At 55.5% G+C, this 18,808-nt stretch carries 17 protein-coding genes; 9 read left to right on the top strand and 8 right to left on the bottom strand.

The annotated features are described in order from the left end of the window. Nucleotides 1-423: 423 nt before the first annotated feature. Entirely contained in the window at nucleotides 424-981 is a 558-nt protein-coding gene (locus H6G13_RS24500) for a hypothetical protein (RefSeq protein ID WP_199306664.1), read from the top strand. Here H6G13_RS24500 and H6G13_RS24495 read toward each other — a convergent pair. From H6G13_RS24495 to H6G13_RS24485, 3 genes are all read right to left on the bottom strand, one after another. Continuing rightward, nucleotides 968-1,603, bottom strand: a complete 636-nt coding sequence (locus H6G13_RS24495; RefSeq protein ID WP_199306658.1) for a LysE family transporter — start codon at nucleotides 1,601-1,603, stop codon at nucleotides 968-970. The genes H6G13_RS24500 and H6G13_RS24495 overlap by 14 nt on opposite strands. A 91-nt stretch (nucleotides 1,604-1,694) precedes the next feature. Then, nucleotides 1,695-3,401, bottom strand: coding sequence for a GGDEF domain-containing phosphodiesterase (locus H6G13_RS24490; protein ID WP_190487824.1), 1,707 nt, complete (start codon nucleotides 3,399-3,401; stop codon nucleotides 1,695-1,697). Nucleotides 3,402-3,562: 161 nt separating this feature from the next. After that, complete coding sequence (locus tag H6G13_RS24485; protein ID WP_347277528.1) at nucleotides 3,563-4,501, bottom strand: alpha/beta fold hydrolase; 939 nt, start codon at nucleotides 4,499-4,501, stop codon at nucleotides 3,563-3,565. Nucleotides 4,502-4,896: 395 nt separating this feature from the next. On the opposite strand from H6G13_RS24485, the gene dacB reads away from it, so the two are divergent. Then, on the top strand, nucleotides 4,897-5,787 hold the full coding sequence (gene dacB, locus H6G13_RS24480; protein ID WP_347277527.1) for a D-alanyl-D-alanine carboxypeptidase/D-alanyl-D-alanine-endopeptidase: 891 nt from the start codon (nucleotides 4,897-4,899) through the stop codon (nucleotides 5,785-5,787). Nucleotides 5,788-5,791: 4 nt separating this feature from the next. Here the strand turns inward: dacB and thyX are convergent, their stop codons facing one another. Continuing rightward, nucleotides 5,792-7,846: an FAD-dependent thymidylate synthase gene (thyX, locus tag H6G13_RS24475; protein ID WP_190487822.1), complete on the bottom strand. Its 2,055-nt coding sequence runs from the start codon at nucleotides 7,844-7,846 to the stop codon at nucleotides 5,792-5,794. A gap of 18 nt (nucleotides 7,847-7,864) precedes the next feature. Next, on the bottom strand, nucleotides 7,865-8,695 hold the full coding sequence (locus H6G13_RS24470; RefSeq protein WP_190487820.1) for a hypothetical protein: 831 nt from the start codon (nucleotides 8,693-8,695) through the stop codon (nucleotides 7,865-7,867). A 239-nt stretch (nucleotides 8,696-8,934) separates the two neighbouring features. On the opposite strand from H6G13_RS24470, the gene H6G13_RS24465 reads away from it, so the two are divergent. From H6G13_RS24465 to msrA, 4 genes are all read left to right on the top strand, one after another. Continuing rightward, nucleotides 8,935-10,245 carry a GTP cyclohydrolase II gene (locus H6G13_RS24465; protein WP_190487817.1) on the top strand — a complete coding sequence of 437 codons (1,311 nt, stop codon included), beginning with the start codon at nucleotides 8,935-8,937 and terminating at the stop codon, nucleotides 10,243-10,245. 4 nt (nucleotides 10,246-10,249) lie between these two features. Beyond that, a complete protein-coding gene (locus tag H6G13_RS24460; RefSeq protein ID WP_242028502.1) occupies nucleotides 10,250-11,515 on the top strand; it encodes a URC4/urg3 family protein in 1,266 nt (421 codons plus the stop codon). Nucleotides 11,516-11,695: 180 nt separating this feature from the next. After that, the gene (upp, locus tag H6G13_RS24455) at nucleotides 11,696-12,331 is read left to right on the top strand and encodes a uracil phosphoribosyltransferase (RefSeq protein WP_190487815.1); all 636 of its coding nucleotides are present in this window, start codon (nucleotides 11,696-11,698) and stop codon (nucleotides 12,329-12,331) included. 213 nt (nucleotides 12,332-12,544) lie between these two features. Continuing rightward, nucleotides 12,545-13,204, top strand: a complete 660-nt coding sequence (msrA, locus tag H6G13_RS24450) for a peptide-methionine (S)-S-oxide reductase MsrA (protein WP_190487813.1) — start codon at nucleotides 12,545-12,547, stop codon at nucleotides 13,202-13,204. A gap of 216 nt (nucleotides 13,205-13,420) precedes the next feature. On the opposite strand, the gene H6G13_RS24445 is transcribed toward msrA, so the two are convergent. The 3 genes from H6G13_RS24445 to H6G13_RS24435 are packed head-to-tail and all read right to left on the bottom strand — an operon-like array spanning nucleotide 13,421 to nucleotide 16,105. Continuing rightward, nucleotides 13,421-14,227, bottom strand: coding sequence for a PIG-L family deacetylase (locus H6G13_RS24445; RefSeq protein WP_190487811.1), 807 nt, complete (start codon nucleotides 14,225-14,227; stop codon nucleotides 13,421-13,423). Between the two features lie 15 nt (nucleotides 14,228-14,242). Then, on the bottom strand, nucleotides 14,243-15,097 hold the full coding sequence (locus H6G13_RS24440) for a glycosyltransferase (RefSeq protein ID WP_190487809.1): 855 nt from the start codon (nucleotides 15,095-15,097) through the stop codon (nucleotides 14,243-14,245). A 48-nt stretch (nucleotides 15,098-15,145) separates the two neighbouring features. Next, nucleotides 15,146-16,105 carry a zinc ABC transporter substrate-binding protein gene (locus H6G13_RS24435; protein WP_190487807.1) on the bottom strand — a complete coding sequence of 320 codons (960 nt, stop codon included), beginning with the start codon at nucleotides 16,103-16,105 and terminating at the stop codon, nucleotides 15,146-15,148. Nucleotides 16,106-16,199: 94 nt separating this feature from the next. Here H6G13_RS24435 and H6G13_RS24430 point away from each other — a divergent pair, with 94 nt between their 5' ends. From H6G13_RS24430 to H6G13_RS24420, 3 genes are all read left to right on the top strand, one after another. Continuing rightward, nucleotides 16,200-16,997: a metal ABC transporter ATP-binding protein gene (locus H6G13_RS24430; protein WP_190487805.1), complete on the top strand. Its 798-nt coding sequence runs from the start codon at nucleotides 16,200-16,202 to the stop codon at nucleotides 16,995-16,997. 14 nt (nucleotides 16,998-17,011) lie between these two features. Beyond that, the gene (locus H6G13_RS24425) at nucleotides 17,012-17,908 is read left to right on the top strand and encodes a metal ABC transporter permease (protein ID WP_190487803.1); all 897 of its coding nucleotides are present in this window, start codon (nucleotides 17,012-17,014) and stop codon (nucleotides 17,906-17,908) included. 255 nt (nucleotides 17,909-18,163) lie between these two features. After that, nucleotides 18,164-18,766, top strand: coding sequence for a glycoside hydrolase family protein (locus tag H6G13_RS24420; protein WP_347277534.1), 603 nt, complete (start codon nucleotides 18,164-18,166; stop codon nucleotides 18,764-18,766). The last annotated feature ends 42 nt before the right edge of the window (nucleotides 18,767-18,808 follow it).

The following is an 18,808-nucleotide window of genomic DNA, read 5'->3' as shown; positions in this document are numbered from 1 at the left end:
TCTGCCAGCGTGTGACGATGTCAACAGCCTAGACGATGTCAACGGCCTGAAGGGGTTGGTTTATAACCCTTGGTCGAATAAGCCAACCGATGCCATCGTACTACTGCTCTTAACCGTGCATGAAGAACATTGCCCTGTCTTAACTATTTCCAAACCAACCGACGTAAAGCCGTAGTAAAGCTCGTAGTCTATGGACGTGAGCATACCCAGAACCCACCTGCGGAAAACACCGGACGCACAGGGCTAGTTCTGGGGTGCGAAACAATCCGCTGCCCGGGCAGGTTAGCTGTTGTTAGCAGGAACCTAACACTGCTTAATGAACGTCATCTGCAGTGAGCCAACAGCAGTTCGGGCTGGCGGTTCTGTTAAAGTGCAGAAGCGATTTGTCGTCGAGCTTCATCACTACCTATGCGGGCATTGAAAATGAAAAGATTGTCTGCTCCCTGGTTAGTTGCTGGCCTAGCAGGCATAGCCGTAACGAGCCTGGCTGGTTGTCAAGAAGCAGCAACCCGGCTGCCCACAGGCGCAGACATCACCACCGAAACCTACGAAGCCACAGCAACGGTGACCTATACCTGGCAAGTCGAGTATGCCAGGAGCTTTGATAGGGCTCAAACCATTCGGCGGCAGAAATTTGCCTCGACTTCGCTGGTCAACCGCGATGGGGTAGAGCCCGATCTCGCTGTCACCGGCCCCGATGATAAGGGGCTGTGGTGGCCAGAACTGCCCCCTCGCCCCACCGCTGATGAGCTGGAATCGGGCAAGCAGTTCACTGCCGAACTTCGCACCGATCCCCAACTGCTGAAGTCCGTAGACTACGCCATTACCTTTGACCACGACGGCCAGCGCCGCACCCTGCCAACCAATGAGCGAGTCTATCGCACAGCCACCAAAGCTGCTGCCAGCGAGCAGACCCTAGAGCTAACCTATGGACCCGGCAAAGAACAGGTAATCGCGGCTGCCCAACCTATTGCTGATTAAGTTCAGCCACCGCCAGCCGTACGCCAAAGGTGACTAAGACTACTCCTGCCAAGCGCTCTAGCCAATGGGAGCAAGCTTCTAGCCGTGCCTTGATGCCTGCCTGCGAGATCCAGACGGCAACTAGCGTGAACCAGATGAGGGCTAAGGCTGCGATCGCAATTCCATAAGCAGCCTGAACCAAGACCGGAGTAGCGGGTTGAACAATTTGTGTAAACAACGCCAGGAAAAACAGAGTCGCCTTGGGGTTGAGCAAGTTGCCGAAAAAGCCAATCCGAAAAGCTGCTTTCCGACTAATGCTGCGGCTAGAGCGGACAGTTCCTATACCCACTGCGGTTTTTTGGGCTCGTAAGGATTTGATGCCTACGTATATCAGATAAGCTGCCCCCAACCCCTTGAGTAGGTTAAACAGCAGAATGGATTGGGAGACGATGGCCCCAATGCCAATGAGTGAGTAGGTGGCGTGAACCAGGTTGCCTGCGCCGATCCCGATAGCAGTGTAGATACCTGCCTGCCGAGAATGGGTCAGGCTGCTCCGCAGTGTGAGCACAAAGTCGGGGCCGGGGGTGATGACGGCGATCAAGCCTACGACAAGAACCGTTAACCAGCCCGATAGAAACACCATACTCAGCTCATTGAGACAGTCGCTGGCAGCCTAGCATGCCGCTGATGCTTGAGGTGTTCGCGGATAACACTAGACTGCCAGGGCTGCTTTCTCAAGCGACCTGAAGCTGCTTAGAGCCTAGCATGAGCCGCTGGGTGCAGGCTTCAGCAGGGGTTGGACGGGCAAAGTAAAATCCTTGCCCCTCATCGCATCCTTGCAGCTTGAGGTAGTCGAACTGTTCTTGGGTTTCGATGCCCTCTGCTGTAATCTTCAGGCGCAGACTCTTGGCTAAGGCAATGATGGCATTGGCAACCGCTGCGCTGTCTGGATTTGAGGTCACATCCTGCACAAAGGAGCGATCGATTTTGAGCATGTTCACCGGAAACTGCTTCAGATAGTTTAGGGAAGAGTAGCCGGTGCCAAAGTCGTCTAGCGCCAGGACGATGCCCAGCGTTTTCAGTTGCTCTAGCGTTTTGACGGAGTTCAGCATATCGTTCATCAACGCGCTTTCCGTCACTTCTAGCTCCAGGTAATCGGGGTGGAGCCCGGTTTCTGCCAAGATTTGCCCGACAATGTCTACCAGATCGGGCTGCTCAAATTGTCGGGCAGACAGGTTTACCGACATGCGTATGGAGGGCAGGCCGGCCCGCTGCCAAGCTCGGTTTTGGGTGCAGGCTGTCCGCAAGATCCATTCTCCCAGCGGCACAATTAGGCCGTTGGCCTCAGCAATGGGAATAAACGTGGCCGGAGAAACCATCCCTAGGGTGGGGTGTTGCCAGCGCAGCAGCGCTTCCACCGCAGTGATTTGGCCGCTTTCTAGATCGATTAGGGGCTGGTAATAAACCTGCATTTCGTTGTGTTCAAGGGCTTTGTGCAGTTCGTTTTCCAGGGCTATGCGTTGCTGCAGCCGAGCGGTTGTCTCGGGGGAGTAAAATCGGTACTGGCTACGGCCTTGCGCTTTAGCGGTGTGTAGGGCCATGTGGGCCTGCTGCAGCAGCTGATCGATACCAGTGTACTCGTTTAGGGCGCTGAGGGTGATGCCGATACTGGCAGTGAGGTGAATGAGCTTGCCCTCTACACAGAAGGGCTTTGCCAGAGTAGCCAGCAGCAGTTGGGAGAGCTTTGTGATCGTCTCGAAGGTGGGAATGTCTGTCAGCGCGATCGCAAACTCATCGCCACTCAATCGAGCCAGATAGCCGGTTGGAGAAAGGCAGGTTGTTACCCGCTGAGCCACTTGCCGCAGCAGTGCATTTGCGGTTTCGGTCTGCCAAGCGTGGCTCATGCTAGTAAAGTCATCCATGGCTACCAGCAGAACGGCTATCACGCGCTGGTTGTTTTGCGGTTCGGCTAGGGCCTGATGGATGCGATCGCAAAATAAATCTCGGTTGGGCAGCCCTGTGAGGTTGTCATAATTGCTGATGTAGTGAATCAGCTCATCTAGCTTGTGCAGCGTCTGCGAAGTGTTGGCCATCAGCTTGCCCGCCTCATCGGTAAAGTCTGTCGGCAGGTCAGGCAAGGTTTTGGTATCAAGATAGTTCTGCAGTGCTCCTGAGGTTAAAATGACCGGCGCTAGCAAAGTGTGAAGCGCCCAGAGGGTGATGGCTGTTCCCACCAGAGTTGCCAGTAGCGCAGTGACCAGCACTCGCACCGCTGTCTCCCAGGAGTAGGCGTTGGAGAGAACAAAACTCAGCATTAGGGCCAGCAGAGGAACGTGGGTACCTAGAAAGGCCACCAGCATAATTTTGGCGATGTAGCTCTTTTTGAGCAGGCTGAAGCGCGCCAAAGTTGAGTAGAGAAAAAGCTCGTTGATAGCGGTCATAAAGATCTACGAAAAGGTTATGGGCCAGGAGATTGGCGATCAGCACCAATCGACTTCAGGGGGCCTTCTATTTCGAACTGTAGAAAATTAGCTCAAGGGGTATCTATTTAAGGTTCCCGGCCTATGAAACCGCTGTCTAAGCGCTTTGACTGACTTCTCACCTATCGCGGTAAAGACTCAATAAAGCTTGAGATCGCTTTTAGGTATGACCGCTCTCCCGGCTGATAAATTCTGACGTGGTCAGCCTGGGTGATGAGAAATAGCTGCTTGGGTTCAGGGGCCGCTGCATATAGCTGTTGGCTCATCTCAGCTGGAACTACAGAATCGTCGGTGCCGTGCAGAAATAGAACCGGCATTTGCAGCGATTGAATCTTGGCGAGTGAGCTGAATTGTTCGGTTAGAAGCCAGTCGATGGGGAGGAACTTGAGCAGGGGCCTGTGTTGAATAACTTCAGTCATTGAAGTAAACGAGCTTTGCATAATTAATCCACCTGCTTCAGACTGCTTTAGGGCAAGATCGAGTGCGATCGCACCCCCTAGCGATTCCCCATAGATCACAATCTGGTCGGGGGCAAAGCCGCGAACCTGATGCAGGTAGTCCCAGGCTGCTTGGCTATCTGCATACACTTGATCTTCGCTGGGGAAGCTGCCCTCACTACGCCCATGACCCCGGTAGTCAAACACCAGTACCGAAAACCCCAGCTGCCGAAATGCTGCCGCTCTCGCCAGATAGTTGTAGTCGCCCATATTGCGGCCCACCCCGCAGAGATACAGCATGACCTTGGCCGAGGGGAGAACTTGGGCCGGTTCATTAGCCAGAACCGAGAAGCCCTCTTGAGGAGAGGCCGCCGGAATCCACCAGCCGTGTAGCCCCTGAGAACCGGCAATCGGTACCCACACGTCTTCATAGGGCATGTTAAAGGCCGCTGCCCCTGGCACCATCGAAAGCTCAGGTTTAGGCCGATAGATTAGGTGGCGTTGCCGAACAAGCAGGAAAAAGCAGGTTGAGGCGTAGGTAAAACCAAGGAGGCTGAAGATGGCTAGCATCCTTTTCCAGCGGGGTAACCGCTTGCCTGAGTCGATGGCTGCTGACTGCTTCACTCGCCTGCTGCCACAACCGAGCCAGCCGATCTTTCAGGCGGGCTGTGATAGACCACTTCCAATGTTATTGCCATCGAGACCGAGGAAAAATGCTGCTTCTAGTGTGCCACCTTTACCGGATGAGCATAAGCCCTCTTGCCGTTAGACCAGAACTGGTGAAATCACGGTTTTTAGAGCCGATTCGCCTCGTTTTTGGGAGTGATAATCATTCTTGATTCTTCGTGATATGCTGCTTTCTGCAGGTGCTATCTCAGGACTGACTGCTGGCCGGGAACTGCCCTTGCCTGCCTACGGTCCTTTTGAAGTGAGCTTATGAAACAATTTGGGTAAGCTGTCTCCCGCGATTCTGGGATGGGGCTTAACTGGAGCTACACGCATTGCAAGGATGGTATTTTGTGAAACTTAAGCACTCTTCCCTAGACTGGGGACGCCGTTTTGCTGTTTCTGTGGGGGCGCTGATGGTAATGGTGGCTAGTGCTGCTAGTGCCTCTGCTTCTAGCCCCGAACTGTTTCAAAGGGATAGCTCAGGGCGCGAGTCGGAACGCGAGGTCGTGGCGCAGGCTGGGGGATTTTGTGCGAGGGAATTGGGGGCAGCGCTGGATGCGATCGCAAGTCAGCCCCAATTCGCCAGCGCCCAGTGGGGCATCGTGGTTGAGCCTACAGATGAGGCGACGCCTTTCTACGCTCGCAATGCCCAAACTCCACTAATTCCGGCCTCTACCCTAAAGCTACTGACCTCGGCCGCCGCTCTGCAAATTGTGGCCCAGCGCGACCCTCAGCAGGTAGGGCAACTCAAGCCGTGGCTAGATCAGGTCAACCGTGAAAGCAATAACAATTCAGCCGATGCACTGCTGCGTCATATTGGCGGGCAACACGCAGTGCAGCAGGCCCTGGTTCCCCTGGGCGTAAACCCAGACAGCTACTGGCAGGTAGACGGCTCAGGGCTATCGCGCCAAAACCGGGTGCAGCCCGCCGCCTTGGTGACCTTGCTAAAGGCCATGTATACCCACGAAAATGCCCCCCTGTTTTACTACTCGATGCCCCTTAGCGGCGTCAACGGGACGCTGCGCAATCGCTTTCGAGCCACGCCGCTAGTGGGACAGGTGCGAGCCAAAACAGGGACATTGCAGGGAGTCAGAGCGCTCTCTGGCTACGTCAGCAACGCCGACTACGGCATGGTTGCCTTCAGCATCGTCATCAACCAGCCCGGACAATCCGGCCCGGTCATGCTGCAGGCCATTGATCAGATGGTGCTGCGTATTTCTCAGACGCGGCGATGCGGGTAATTTGCTAGGGGGCTAGACGAGCCTTTTTCAGGCGATTTTCTTCGTACCAGGCAGCAACAGCAGGCACCCATGCCTGGAAGTGTGGCCAGATGACCTCGCACATTTTTTGAGCCTCAAGCTGGGCATCGGCTTTCCAGCGCAGGTCAAGCAGGTGCATGAGCGATCGCACATTAGCAGACATCACCCAGTGCTGGCGAATGTCAAACGGAATGAGTCCCCGCGCATGTTCTTCCGCAAAGCCCTGCTCAATGCGTTCCTTATAGCGACGGCTGGCTTCTAAACACCAGGCGATATCGTTATTGCGTTGAGCTTCGGTGTATTCGTATTTCTTGCCCTGACGATCTGTGTAGAAGCCTAAAGGCCGTAGGTAAAAGACTTCTTCGACCTCGTGTTTGCCGTCTACAACGTCTAAGATTCTTTGCCCCGTATATCGAAAGGAGTTATGAACAACAACGCCATTGGCCACAAAGTTGTGCCAACGTCCTGCAACCTCTAAATCGTAGGTAGTTTGCACGCCCAGGTATTCGACTCCAACAACCTTAACAGGATGGGCTTGCAGCTTGCGCCCTGCAGGCTTGGGTTTAGCGGCCCAAAATTGGGGTTCGGTAATCGGCCGAAAATCTGCCGCAAATTCGGCTTCTAAATTCTTGTGGTGAATATACTCGTGACATTGGCGACAAAGAGAAACGAGATTTTCAAACTCGTAAGCCAAGGACTCATCGGCAAACACAGGCACTAGATGGTGAGCGTGGAGATTACTACCCTGTTCTCCACAGCCCTGGCAGATGTAGTTGAACCTAGCATGAACCTGAGGTGCTACCTGGCGAGTCCAAGCCCCAATCAACTCCCGTTCTGTGGAAGTACCTCCCTTCCAAAAGTTAGATTCAGCCCCTCGTTTAGTGAAGGTTTTGGCATTGATGCGACGCTTCTCTAGGCTTTCTTTGGAAAGATTTAGGCTATACCCCTTAGTACCTCTATTCCAGGGACTTTCGGAGCCTGGGGGACGCTTATTTAGCTCTAACCCGTAGGCGTAGGCCCACTTTTTCACTGACTCAACCGAACAGCCCGCCAGAGCAGCGATTTCGTCAGCATGTAACCCCTGGGCAAGCTGATTCTGAAGCCAGATCTTGTCACGATAAAGACCAGTGCCGGCAATAGTTTTCAATCCTAGGTGGCGACTAGAAGGTAGAGAGAGCTGAAACTGCCTGGCCCAGTATCGAATTACTTCGGCAGAACAACTGCACTGCTGAGCAATCTGCTGGGCTGTTGAGCCCTGGTTAATCTGTGCTGCTAGCCAGTTTTTTTGACTGTAGAGGGCCTTGGGCCGAACTACACCATTGGTCATTAACTCGCAGTCTTGGGTAATGGCCAACACCTGATTATCAGTACCAGTAACCAGCCCAAGGGCTTCTCCCATCCGTTGCCAACCCTGAGAGGTGTAAAGACGATGGTTGGTGGTGCAGTCGAGCGTTTTACCGTCGGCGAGGGTCAGTCGGTAAACCGGTTGCGCACCGCTACACATCACATCCTGAATGTGACCAATCTCAAAAACGCCTGTTTCTTCATTAAGAACTCTCAGACGCATCTTCTTGAAGCGGGTTTTGCAGCTGCGGCGATAGTTTCCGAGTGGCTCACCGTTACGACCGAGAATTTTGCGCTCTCGGCTGGCTTTTTCCCCGTTAGCCCACAAGTCGTATAGTTCGGCGATTTTAATTTTTCTCAAGCTGCCAGAGGCTTGGACAAAGGTAACTTCAGTATCTCCAGCCAGACATTGCACATCAAAGCTCACGCCGACGCGATGAGTCCGAATCTGCTGCATGCAGGAGTGGGGAAACCAGCCGACATTGAGAACGATTTGAGGATGCTCTAGAGGGCCATAGTGGCCTCGTCCACCTTTGAGCAGGCTGGTGACAATAATTTCTCCGCAACGTTCTTCGCTAGGCCAATGATCGCGATCATGGACTACGAAGCCTTCGGCGTAGTCCTGGTGCATGGCGGCGTAAATGGTCTGCTGGGGGTTGGGGGTCTGGGAAATGACCTCGACGGTGAAGCGATCCATCTTCAGAGATTTTCAGGACTACGGTTCTATATATTCCACTATGGGACGGCGCACTCGGCTGGTTTGCTTCATTTCTTTTGAAGATGGCAAAGGCGGTGCGCCCTCAGGCAGTTGGGCGGGTTGACGTAGATGCTGCAAGCCTTCTCGCAGGGCTGTTCTGACGAGGGGTTCGCTTTCCTGCGAGAGCATTAGGTGAAAGCAGTCGATTAGATGCGATCGCACCGTCACCGCACCGCTATCGAGATAGCCTGCTTGAGCGGCCGCTGGGGTGACTAGCCGGGTCAGCTGCCGCACCCGCACCAGCCGTCGCAGCGGATCTGGGTGAGTCAGCTCTGCCAGTAAAGATTCTAGGGTATCGGGCTGGAGGGATTGGGGGGGCTGAGGAGGGGAGGGGCTGGGAGCGGAGCGCAGCAGCCAGGCTAGGAGCGCTAGGGTGAGGAGGCTTTGGCTGCCAAGTGCGATCGCAACCGAGGCCTGATGAGTCTCGCTCCAGATGGCTGTAGTCAGGTAGGTGGCAGCCAACGCGGTGCCGCTGAGCAGAAGAGTCTTATTGCGGGTTGAGAGAGAAGCGGCACGCTGCTTTTGCAACCACTGGGCCAGCTGTTGCCACTGCTCCGGAGTGAGCTGGCTGAGCTGCTGATAGGTCACCAGCCCAGTACCTAAAGAGATCACCAGGGGGCCGTTGACCAGAGACAGTGCCAGACTAGCAAGCCCCAAGCCCCAGAAGGGAGCAACTTTTTTCCATGAAACCGCTGACAGTGAGGGGCCTACGGTACGGCGTAGAGCCTGTTGGCAGGTTTGAAGAGAACGATCGACAATCTCTTTGGGAGAATGCCGAGTACTGAGCATCACAGCGTCTCGGTCCTGAAGAGGGCACTTGTATTTAACCATGTTGGCACGATTCTGCGCCCTTCCTGCGTCTATTGCTATTACGGAATTTTCGTCTGTAACCCTTCTAACTTGTTCCGACCCTAGCAGTATGGGAAATTAGTAGCTTCTAGGTACAGCAGGTAGGCAGCTTAGAAGCTACATTGGGTGTTTCAACTTGGGTTTGCTCACCTCTTCAACTAATTACCGGTAGGGCATCTATGACCGATCTCACCGATTCCACGAATGCTCCTATAAATGGCCTAACCCCAAGCAGCCGGGCCAACGGCAAGCGACGGCATATCATGCTGACGTCTCACCCCAGCCGGTCTGGCACCCAGGTATTGCCGATTCAGTGGGGCCAAGCCGACCCGCTAGAACGGGGACCGATTGTGGCGACAGTGAGCGACCCCAAACATCGCAACGCTATCGGTACTCACTCCGGTTCCTACGCAGTGTATCGGGCGCTGGCTGTGGCCAGCGGCGTTTTGCAGCCCGACCATCGGCCAGATCTGACCAACACTGCACCGGCAATTCCAATCGGCCCTTTCCCTAGCTGGGGCGATGCGGAAAAAATTGTCTCGCTCGATCCCTTTGGCGCGGTGGTCGGGGAGGTGTATCAGCCGCTGCTGGCCCAGGGGTTTGACATTCGGCCCACGATTGCCGTCACCAATGCCCACATCCAGATGCCAGAGCTAAACGAAGCGGTGCGAGCGGGGCGCTTGCAGGAAGACGGCAAGATCATGAAGCCGGGGGGCGACCTGGTTGTGACCAAGGCTGCAATTGAGCCAGTCTGGTATCTGCCGGGAGTGGCTGAGCGTCTAGGGGCCAGTGAGGAAGACCTGCGCTACGCTCTGTTTGAGCAGACTGGCGGCATGTTCCCTGAACTAGTGACTCGGCCTGACCTCAAGGTATTTCTGCCGCCAATCGGCGGCATTACTGTCTACATGCTGGGCGATGTGGCTGCCATTACCGACCCCAATCGCCCGCTAGCGGTGCGGGTCCACGATGAGTGCAACGGTTCGGATGTGTTTGGCTCTGACATCTGCACCTGCCGCCCTTATTTGGTTCACGGCATTGAGGCCTGCATTGAAACGGCCCAGGCGGGCGGAGCTGGGGTAATCGTCTACTTCCGCAAAGAAGGGCGGGCTCTAGGAGAAGTGACTAAATTTTTGGTCTATAACGCTCGCAAACGGCAGGAAGGCGGCGATCGGGCCGATGCTTACTTTGCCCGCACCGAATGTGTGGCAGGAGTTCAGGATATGCGGTTCCAAGAGCTGATGCCGGATGTGCTGCATTGGCTAGGCATTACCCGTATCGACCGCTTTGTTTCCATGAGCGACATGAAGTACAACGCCATTACTAAATCAGGCATTGAGATTGTTGAGCGGGTGCCGATTCCCGATGATCTGATTCCGGCAGATGCGCGGGTGGAAATTGAGGCCAAAAAAGCGGCAGGCTACTACACGGGCGAGGGGCCACTCTCTGAAGAGGACTTGGCCCTGATTAAAGGCCGAGGTCTGGTTGAGTAAATCTATGCAGAGGGTGCCGAAAAAAGACGCGATGATCCCCGAAGACCCATTGACGACCATCGCCTACCTACAAACGCCTCAGGCCATTCGCGATCGCAGCCAAATTCTGTTTGACCTGGCCTGCCAGCGGCAGCTTGACCACTTTGCAGTAGACCTGACGAAGCTGCCCCAGGCAGCAGATTACGTCCTTGAGGTGATCCGGACGCATTACCCTGATCTAGCGGTGCCCTTTCACTCCCGCTGGCGACACTTTGAGGTGAACGGCGAGTCTCGCCTGACGCTGCTGGAACCTGAACTGTCCGCTATGGAACCTTTAGAGCGGGCCAGAACCCTGTTTGATCTGGCGGTGACCAGCGTTCTGCTTGATGCGGGGGCGGGGGCTCAGTGGCAATATGTCGAGCCAGAGACAAAGCAGGTGTTTCAACGGTCAGAGGGGCTTGCGATCGCAAGCTTCCACTGCTTTAAAGCGGGCCTTTTCTCCAGCCAGCCTCACCAACCCTGGCAGGCCGATGCCCCTGGCCTCACCCAGCTAACGGCCGAAGATTTGGCAACAGCATTTCAGGTCAGCGACCAGAATCCATTAGTAGGTGTTGAGGGACGAGTTACCCTGCTACAAAAGCTGGGCTATGCCCTGAGCAAGTCCCCCCACCTGTTTGGGGCTGACCTGCCCAGACCAGGGCACTTAGTAGACTATCTGCTGACCCAGGCTGAAGCCGACCAGCTGCCCGCCAGCGCTATTCTTCAAGCCATTTTGCAGGGACTAGGAGACATTTGGCCAGGGCGCGTCACGCTGGAGGGCGTTTCTCTGGGAGATGTCTGGCCCCATCCCAAACTGCCCAATACCGGGCTTGGCAGTCAGCTCGTGCCCTTTCATAAGCTCTCCCAGTGGCTCACCTACTCTCTTTTGGAACCTCTTCAGGCGCTGGGCCTGACGATCACCGGACTCGATGCACTAACCGGCCTAGCCGAATACCGCAACGGTGGCCTCTTTATTGACCTAGAGGTGCTACAGCCCCAGCACGCCGCCGTCCTCACCCAACCCCACCCCCCCGACTCCTCCCTGATCGTAGAGTGGCGCGCCCTAACCGTGATCCTGCTAGACCAGCTAGCAGAGACCCTCCGCCAGCAGTTAAGCCTCTCCTCAACCGAACTCCCCCTAGCCAAAGTTCTCCAAGGCGGCACCTGGACCGCCGGACGCCAAATCGCCGCTGTCAAACGCCCCAGCGGGCCTCCGCCGATTCAGCTTGCTAGTGATGGTACGGTGTTTTGATAGCAGGGGAGGTGGGTAGACGGGTGGATGAGTGGGCGGGATAGGAGGAACTTTAGAACCACCCTACTATTCTCCTAACCCCACCTCCCCTATCCTCCTCACCTCCCTTATTTCTCTGCATCCTCACGTCTCCCCAACCTCCTTACCCTCCACCCTCCCGCCCCTTCACCCCCAACTCCCATGCCCAACGAGGTCCACATCATCAACCACCCCCTGGTGCAGCACAAGCTGACCCTGATGCGCCGGGCCACCACCAGCACTGCCAAGTTTCGCTCCCTATTGAGGGAGATCAGTATGCTGCTGGCTTACGAAATTACGCGGGATCTGCCGCTCAAGCTAGAGACTATTGAAACGCCGATGGCCACCATGCAGGCTCCGGTGCTGGCTCCCGAGAAAAAGCTGGTAGTCGTTTCGATCATGCGGGCAGGGCAGGGCATCTTAGACGGCATTTTGGAGCTGATTCCTTCGGCGCGGGTGGGGCACATTGGCCTCTATCGCGACCCGCAGACGCTAAATGTAATTGAGTACTACTTCAAAGTGCCTGACGACTTAGAGGAGCGAGATGTGCTGATCGTGGACCCGATGATTGCGACAGGCAATACTGCGATCGCAGCCGTCCATCAGCTCAAGCAGGCGGCTCCCCATTCCATCCGCTTTCTCTGCCTGCTAGCGGCTCCAGAAGGGGTAGAGCGATTTCACTCTGAGCACCCCGATGTGCCCCTCTACACAGCAGCAGTGGATGAAAAGCTCGACAGTCACGGCTATATTTTGCCGGGGCTGGGGGATGCAGGGGATCGGCTGTTTGGGACAAAGTAGCGCTGAGAGAAAGGGAGGAGAGATTCCTCTGCCATGAAAACACGGTACTGTCGCGGCAAGGTAGAGGGAGAAGCAGGAATTGTTGGCTTCGTTTCAGGAAAACCGTTCCTAATACTCAGGATTTCCTCATCTATACTCCCTAGGGGCTTGCTTTATGATGAAAGGTAAAGCAAGTGCCTTCTAAAAGTTCTCTCAAATACGGGGTTACGCCTCATGGTTTTATTTGGCTTTGGCAAAAAGCTCTCCATTCCGTCTGCCAACGAAGCGCTCCCCGGACGGACTGAAAAAATGTCTGTTCCTGAAAAGCACTACGTGAACGGCAACCCACTGCAGCCACCTTTTCCGGCAGGCATGGAAACGGCTCTGTTCGGTATGGGCTGCTTTTGGGGAGTTGAGCGCAAGTTCTGGCAGCAGAATGGCGTTTTTACTACAGCGGTGGGCTATGCTGCGGGCCACACTCCCAACCCTACCTATCAGGAAGTTTGCTCTGGCAGAACCGGTCATAACGAAGTCGTGCTGGTGGTGTTTGATCCAGCTGTGATTAGCTATGAGCAAATTCTTAAAGTCTTCTGGGAAAACCACGACCCCACTCAGAGCATGCGTCAGGGGAATGATGTTGGCACCCAGTATCGCTCTGGCGTCTATGTCTACTCAGAGGCACAGCGGCAGCAGGCCGAAGCTTCCCGCAATGCGTATCAAGAAGCCCTGAGCCAGTCGGGCTATGGCGAGATTACGACTGAAATCTTGGATGCGCCGGAATTTTACTATGCCGAAGCTTATCACCAGCAGTACCTGGCGAAGAATCCTGGCGGCTACTGCGGCATGGGCGGCACTAATGTGTCCTGCCCCATTGGCCTGGTGGTAGAGAGCTAAGCGCTAGCCCTTCTAGCAAATAAGCTTCACCTAACCTAGTGCCCAGGCTCTGCCTGGGCATTCTTCTTAGTAGCTCTGCCGCTGCTTCCAATCAGGCCAACACAGGATTATTTTCGTGGCATAGGTAAAGCAAGCGTATTCATCTTTGCTAGGCGCATGGGAATGTTGGCTCGCGCTGCGCTTGACACCGACCTACAAAGCCGAAGTTAGGTTGAATCAGCTCTCTGGCTCAGCTTTAAAGAAAAGCTCGTAGGGGCGCATGAACCTGTAGATGAAGCCTGCGGGTAAGGCTGCTTTCTGATCAGGGGGAATAGGCTGATATTGCGATCGATATACCCGAATTGCCTGCTGCTTCTGCCGTAGCACTGAGTGAATGGAGATCCGCTGACAGGTGCCTATGCCCTCTGCTTTCAGGTCTAAAAGCCAGGGTCGCCAGAGCGTGTAAATCGGGTATTCATACAGGTCGACAGGCCGCTGCGTCTGGGTTATGGCCGCCTTAATCAGCCGATACGTTGCCTCGTGGTCTGGGTGGACATCTCGGCGGTAAGTCACATAGACCTCCTGGGGGCGAAATGTCTGGAGCAGGTTCACGAGCTGGGCGAGCACTGCCTGATGCTGCTCTGGGGGCAGAGTGGCTGTTCCTTGGTCAGGCTGATTGAGAAAGTGCAGATCTTCAGGAGGCACGCCGAGAATGGCTAGGGCCTGAGCCGCTTCCTGTTGGCGGATGGCGACCAGCTGCTCGGTCGGTAAGTGGGGATGGTTGGCGTGAGAAGCCCGGCCATCGGTGAGAATAACTACTTTTACCCCAGCACCCTGCTGGCACTTGAGGGCAATCAGGCCGCCACAGCCCAACGTCTCGTCGTCGGGGTGCGGTGCAACGATGAGGGCCGGGGCAGCGGTTACCTGCTTGACCTGGCTCTGCTGGTAGAGCTGACGGATGAGACGAAATGCCCGGAATTGGCGCTGTCGTTGCTGCCTGAAGGCATGGAGGCGCTGTCGGAGTGGGTGCTGTGAAGTGAACATAGTCGTTCGGTGGCGCTAGAGGGCAAAAATACGGTACTTAAAGGCTCCTTTAACCCGGCCGATGCGCCAGCCCAAATCGCGCAGCCACTTTGCTAGAGTGCCTTTCGAGCGCACCTTGAGAAGGCGCTTAGCCAGGGCGAACCATTCCTGCCAGCCGTCTTTCCAGGTAAAGGGGGGATAGCCCTGGGGCAAAAAGCGACGGTAGAGTAAAACGCTGCACTCGCCCCACTGTTGGGCCTGAAAAAACGAGGCGAAGAGGGTTTCTCGGTAGCGGATGTGGACTACAGCCTCGGCCACAAACTGGAGGGAGACGCCTGCTAGCTGCAGTCTCCAGCAGTAGTCGTTGTCTTCTAAAAAGCGGATGGCTTCGTCAAAGCCGCCAATTTGCTCATGCAGGGCTCGCTGAATGCCTAGACCGCAAGCTCCAGCATGGGGCAAAAAAGGATGTTGCATTAGCCCTTTGGCCTGGTTGGGGCGGCGAAACTGGAGTAGATGAGGCGCATTGAGCTTGCGGTGCTCGAACCGGGAGGCGACAAAGTTATGCTGCTTTAAGGCTGTGCCAATGGCGGCGACCCAGCCTTCGCCCACTTCGTCATCAGCGTCGCAAAAGGCCAGCAGGGGGGCGGCGGCGGCCCGGGCTCCCACATTGCGGGCAAACGCGGCACTTTGTTTGCCTACAGCACTAACCAACCGCAGGTGGGGCAGCAGGTCTTGATAGCGCTGAACCACGGCTTGGGTGGCATCGGTCGAACCGTTATCGGCCACAATAATTTCCCAAGGTTCTGACCAGTGCTGCTGGCGCAGGGCCTCTAGCTGTTGGGCAATCGTGGCTTCAGCATTCCAGCAGGGGATGATCACACTGAGCTGCATGGGAACGGTGGAAAGGGTAGCAAGATGTTTCCCATAATCGCATGCTGGTTATGGATCTCCCTGCTCAAAAGGGGTGCAGGTGCCGTCAAGGGCAGTTGCGATCGCACACGTATTCGCCGCAATCATATTGATATAGCTGTCACCATTGCTGTTGGGTGCACCGATGGAGTCAGAGTACAGCTCATCGTCGGCTAGATTAATGCCTGCTTCTTCGGCCACGGTTTGGATAAGGGCTGGGTTGATTGTGGTTTCGGCAAAGATGGTGGGCACGCCAACGGCTCGGATCGCCTGCACTAGCTGGCTCACTGTTTGAGCGCTGGGCTGCTCCTCGGTGCTGATGCCAATTAGGGTGCCTGCCACGGTCAGCCCATAAGCGTTGGCATAGTACTGAAAGGCGTCGTGAGTGGTGACTAGCTGGCGCTGGTCGGCCGGGATGGTAGCAATCTGCTCAGCGACCCAGCTATCTAGGGTGGCTAGCTGCTCGGTGAGCTGGCGGGCATTTTCAGTGAAGAGACTTTCGTTTTCTGGAGACAGTTCAATCAGGGCATCGCGAATGGCGTTGGTCATTGCGATCGCATTAGCCACGTCCCCCCATACATGGGGATCAGGCTCGATCTGCCCCTGGTATTCAAAATCTAGCGGGTCAACCACTTCACCGACGGCCACTGCCCGTTCTTCGGCCCCAGCTCCTGCAATCAGCCGGATCAGGCCCGGCTCTAAGTTGTAGCCGTTGTAGAAAATTAGGTTGGCTTCCTCGATAGCCACCGTGTCTTGAGGGACAGGCTCATATACATGGGGATCGTCACCAGGGTTGAGCAGGCTGGTGAGCTGGATGGCATCGCCGCCGACCTGAGCCGTCAGATCTGCCAGAATCGTGCTGGTAGCTACGACCTGCAGCTCATCTGTTGGCGCTGGGCCTGCACCAGGAGTATCACAACTACTTATCCCCAGGGCTAGAGCGGCGGCGGTGCCAAGCCACAACTGGCGACGGAGGGCGTTCTTCAGCATTTGCGGTGAAATAGTTTCATAATCGTTTCATTTTTCAGGCTACACTATCCGTATTCGTTTCATAATTCTTTCATTTTTCGATGGAAGCCTTCCCATGACTGACTCTAACTGGTCCTACACCTCCAACACCCCTAACCTACGGCTGGTGCGTGCCTATGAAACTTCTGTGCAGCCGATTCAGGTGAATCACGTCAGCGTGCAGTACCGGCAGGTCAAGGCACTTGAGGATGTGTCGGTGTCGGTGCAGCCAGGGCGGTTAACAGGGCTGATCGGCCCCAACGGAGCCGGTAAAAGCACATTGCTAAAAGCCATGCTGGGCTTAGTGCCGGTGACTCAGGGTTCGGTGCTTTATGGGCAGGAGGTGCTTGCAGACAAGCGCGATCGCATTGCCTACGTGCCCCAGCGCAGCCAGATTGACTGGCTCTACCCCGCCACTGTTTGGGATGTGGTGATGATGGGCCGGGTGCGGCAGGCTGGATTCTTCCGCCGCTTCTCAACGGCCAGCCGCCGCAAAGCTGAAGCCGCCTTAGAACGAGTAGGTATGGCTGAGTTTCGCGATCGCCCCATCGGCCAGCTCTCGGGTGGGCAGCAGCAACGGGTCTTTTTGGCCCGGTCTTTGGCGCAGGAGGCCGATATCTTTTGCTTTGACGAGCCGTTTGTGGGCGTCGATCAAAAGACCGAGACGGTGCTGTTTCAAATTTTTCGGTCGTTGGCTAATGAGGGCAAGCTGGTGCTGGTGGTCAATCACGACCTGGGCGAGTCGATTACCCACTTCGACAACCTGATCTTGCTAAACCGAGAACTCGTGGCCAGTGGCCCACGTGAGCGCGTCTTGAACCGGGACAACCTCAGCCGGGCCTATGGTGGTCAAGTAAACTTCTATGCCGCCTAGGAATTGCTGTAGACATGGATTTTTTTAATGCCCTGATCGAACCGCTGCAGTATGGCTTTATGCAGCGGGCGCTGCTGGTGGCGGTGCTAGTGGGCGTGGTCTGCGCGGTGGTAGGTAGCTATCTCATGGTGCAGCGGCTGGCGCTGCTGGGAGATGCAATTAGCCATTCGGTGCTGCCAGGGCTTGCGATCGCATTTCTCCTGGGAGCCAATATTTTTGTCGGTGCCTTTATCGCCGGTATCTCTAGCACCCTGGTCATTGGCTGGATCCGCACGCGCAGCCCCATTAAAGAAGACGCAGCAATGGGCATTGTGCTCTCTGCCTTCTTTGCTCTGGGCATTACCCTGATCACGGCTATCCAGAGAAACAACAAGATTGACCTCAATCACTTCTTGTTTGGCAATATTTTGGGCGTCACCGGCAGCGACCTGCGAGATACGGCCATCATTGCTGGGGTGGCCCTAGCTGTAGTCTTTTTGCTGTACAAAGAGCTGCTGTTTTACACCTTCGACCCCCAGGGAGCCGAAGCCGTAGGGCTGCCGGTAAACCTGCTCAACTTCGGCCTGATGGCGCTGATTGCCCTAACCGTAGTGGCCAGCCTCAAGGCGGTTGGGGTAGTGCTCGTACTCTCTTTGCTAATTACGCCAGGTGCCACCGCCTATCTGCTGGTGCCCCGGCTGCATCAGGTTATGTTTGTGGGGGCCGGGATCGGCGTTTTTTCTAGCATCAGCGGCATGTATTTGAGCTATTGGTTCAACCTGCCCTCAGGCCCGGCGATTGTGCTGGTAGTTTCGTCTCTGTTTACGCTGGCGCTGCTGTTTAGCCCGCGTCATGGCGTTTTGACTCAGCCTGCTGGACCAAAGCGATCGCACCCAGTCTGGCAGGAATTGAAATCCTTCTTCAAAACATAATCTCGATTCGTGAGTTAACATAGCCGCAGGCTGCTATTGCTTTTGACAGATTGACGGCTATCTCCTGTGACTTCGTTGCCTAAAGACAAGCAACCGCGACGGCGAAAGCGACTGCGGCAGTCGCCGCGACAGCAACCGCGACAGCAACCGCAACGCCGAGTTAAGTCCCGGTCTGCCGAATCTTCAAACTATGCTGCTTTACCCGTAACGGCGTTTTTGCTGTTGCTGACTGCCTGGTTTATTCAAAACGCGCCTTTGCCAGAGCGAGTAGGCCAACCAGAGCAAGCTAGTTGGGTCGAATATCCGGAGCCGTTGGTCATGCGAGGCGGCGATCCCCACATCCGGGCTCTGATGCGAACGATATCAGCCTCTGAGTCCAACATGGATGAACCCTACCGGCTGCTTTACGGCGGCAAACTTGCAGAAGATCTCAGCCGGCACCCTGATATCTGTGTCGAAATTGTGGCAGGCCCTAATGTTGGAGACTGTACAACAGCTGCAGGGCGCTACCAGTTTCTCACGACTACGTGGGAAGCCAAAGCAGAAGAATACCATCCCAATCCGCCCGCCTGGTTCGATGTTTGGCGTGAATACAGCTTTCAGCCCGAATACCAGGATGCCGTGGTGCATAGCTGGCTGAGCGATCCCTCAGCCTGGGGCGTCGATATTTCAGAGATGCTGCGGCAGGACCGTTTAGACGAAGTGCTATACATGCTCTCCGGCACTTGGACTAGCCTAGGCTATGGCATTGAAACCAACAGCATGAGCAGCTACCTGCCTCAGATTTACAGCGCCATGCTGGAAGAGGAGCTCAATCAAACAGGAGCGACCTTTCCCTTTGATCCAGGTCGCTCCTGAAAAAATTGCTTGAGAAAATCTTGAGCACTAATGCAATCCCCC

This window comes from Pseudanabaena sp. FACHB-2040, assembly GCF_014696715.1.
Classification (GTDB): domain Bacteria; phylum Cyanobacteriota; class Cyanobacteriia; order Phormidesmidales; family Phormidesmidaceae; genus JACVSF01.
This window is presented reverse-complemented; position numbering and strand designations above follow the sequence as displayed.

What these genes read in the sequence shown, in the direction of transcription:
- H6G13_RS24500 (WP_199306664.1), top strand. Translation starts at nt 424, where the DNA reads ATGAAAAGATTGTCTGCTCCCTGGTTAGTTGCTGGCCTAGCAGGCATA.
- H6G13_RS24495 (WP_199306658.1), bottom strand. Translation starts at nt 1,603, where the DNA reads ATGGTGTTTCTATCGGGCTGGTTAACGGTTCTTGTCGTAGGCTTGATC.
- H6G13_RS24490 (WP_190487824.1), bottom strand. Translation starts at nt 3,401, where the DNA reads ATGACCGCTATCAACGAGCTTTTTCTCTACTCAACTTTGGCGCGCTTC.
- thyX (WP_190487822.1), bottom strand. Translation starts at nt 7,846, where the DNA reads ATGGATCGCTTCACCGTCGAGGTCATTTCCCAGACCCCCAACCCCCAG.
- H6G13_RS24470 (WP_190487820.1), bottom strand. Translation starts at nt 8,695, where the DNA reads ATGCTCAGTACTCGGCATTCTCCCAAAGAGATTGTCGATCGTTCTCTT.
- H6G13_RS24465 (WP_190487817.1), top strand. Translation starts at nt 8,935, where the DNA reads ATGACCGATCTCACCGATTCCACGAATGCTCCTATAAATGGCCTAACC.
- H6G13_RS24460 (WP_242028502.1), top strand. Translation starts at nt 10,250, where the DNA reads ATGCAGAGGGTGCCGAAAAAAGACGCGATGATCCCCGAAGACCCATTG.
- upp (WP_190487815.1), top strand. Translation starts at nt 11,696, where the DNA reads ATGCCCAACGAGGTCCACATCATCAACCACCCCCTGGTGCAGCACAAG.
- msrA (WP_190487813.1), top strand. Translation starts at nt 12,545, where the DNA reads ATGGTTTTATTTGGCTTTGGCAAAAAGCTCTCCATTCCGTCTGCCAAC.
- H6G13_RS24445 (WP_190487811.1), bottom strand. Translation starts at nt 14,227, where the DNA reads ATGTTCACTTCACAGCACCCACTCCGACAGCGCCTCCATGCCTTCAGG.
- H6G13_RS24440 (WP_190487809.1), bottom strand. Translation starts at nt 15,097, where the DNA reads ATGCAGCTCAGTGTGATCATCCCCTGCTGGAATGCTGAAGCCACGATT.
- H6G13_RS24435 (WP_190487807.1), bottom strand. Translation starts at nt 16,105, where the DNA reads ATGCTGAAGAACGCCCTCCGTCGCCAGTTGTGGCTTGGCACCGCCGCC.
- H6G13_RS24430 (WP_190487805.1), top strand. Translation starts at nt 16,200, where the DNA reads ATGACTGACTCTAACTGGTCCTACACCTCCAACACCCCTAACCTACGG.
- H6G13_RS24425 (WP_190487803.1), top strand. Translation starts at nt 17,012, where the DNA reads ATGGATTTTTTTAATGCCCTGATCGAACCGCTGCAGTATGGCTTTATG.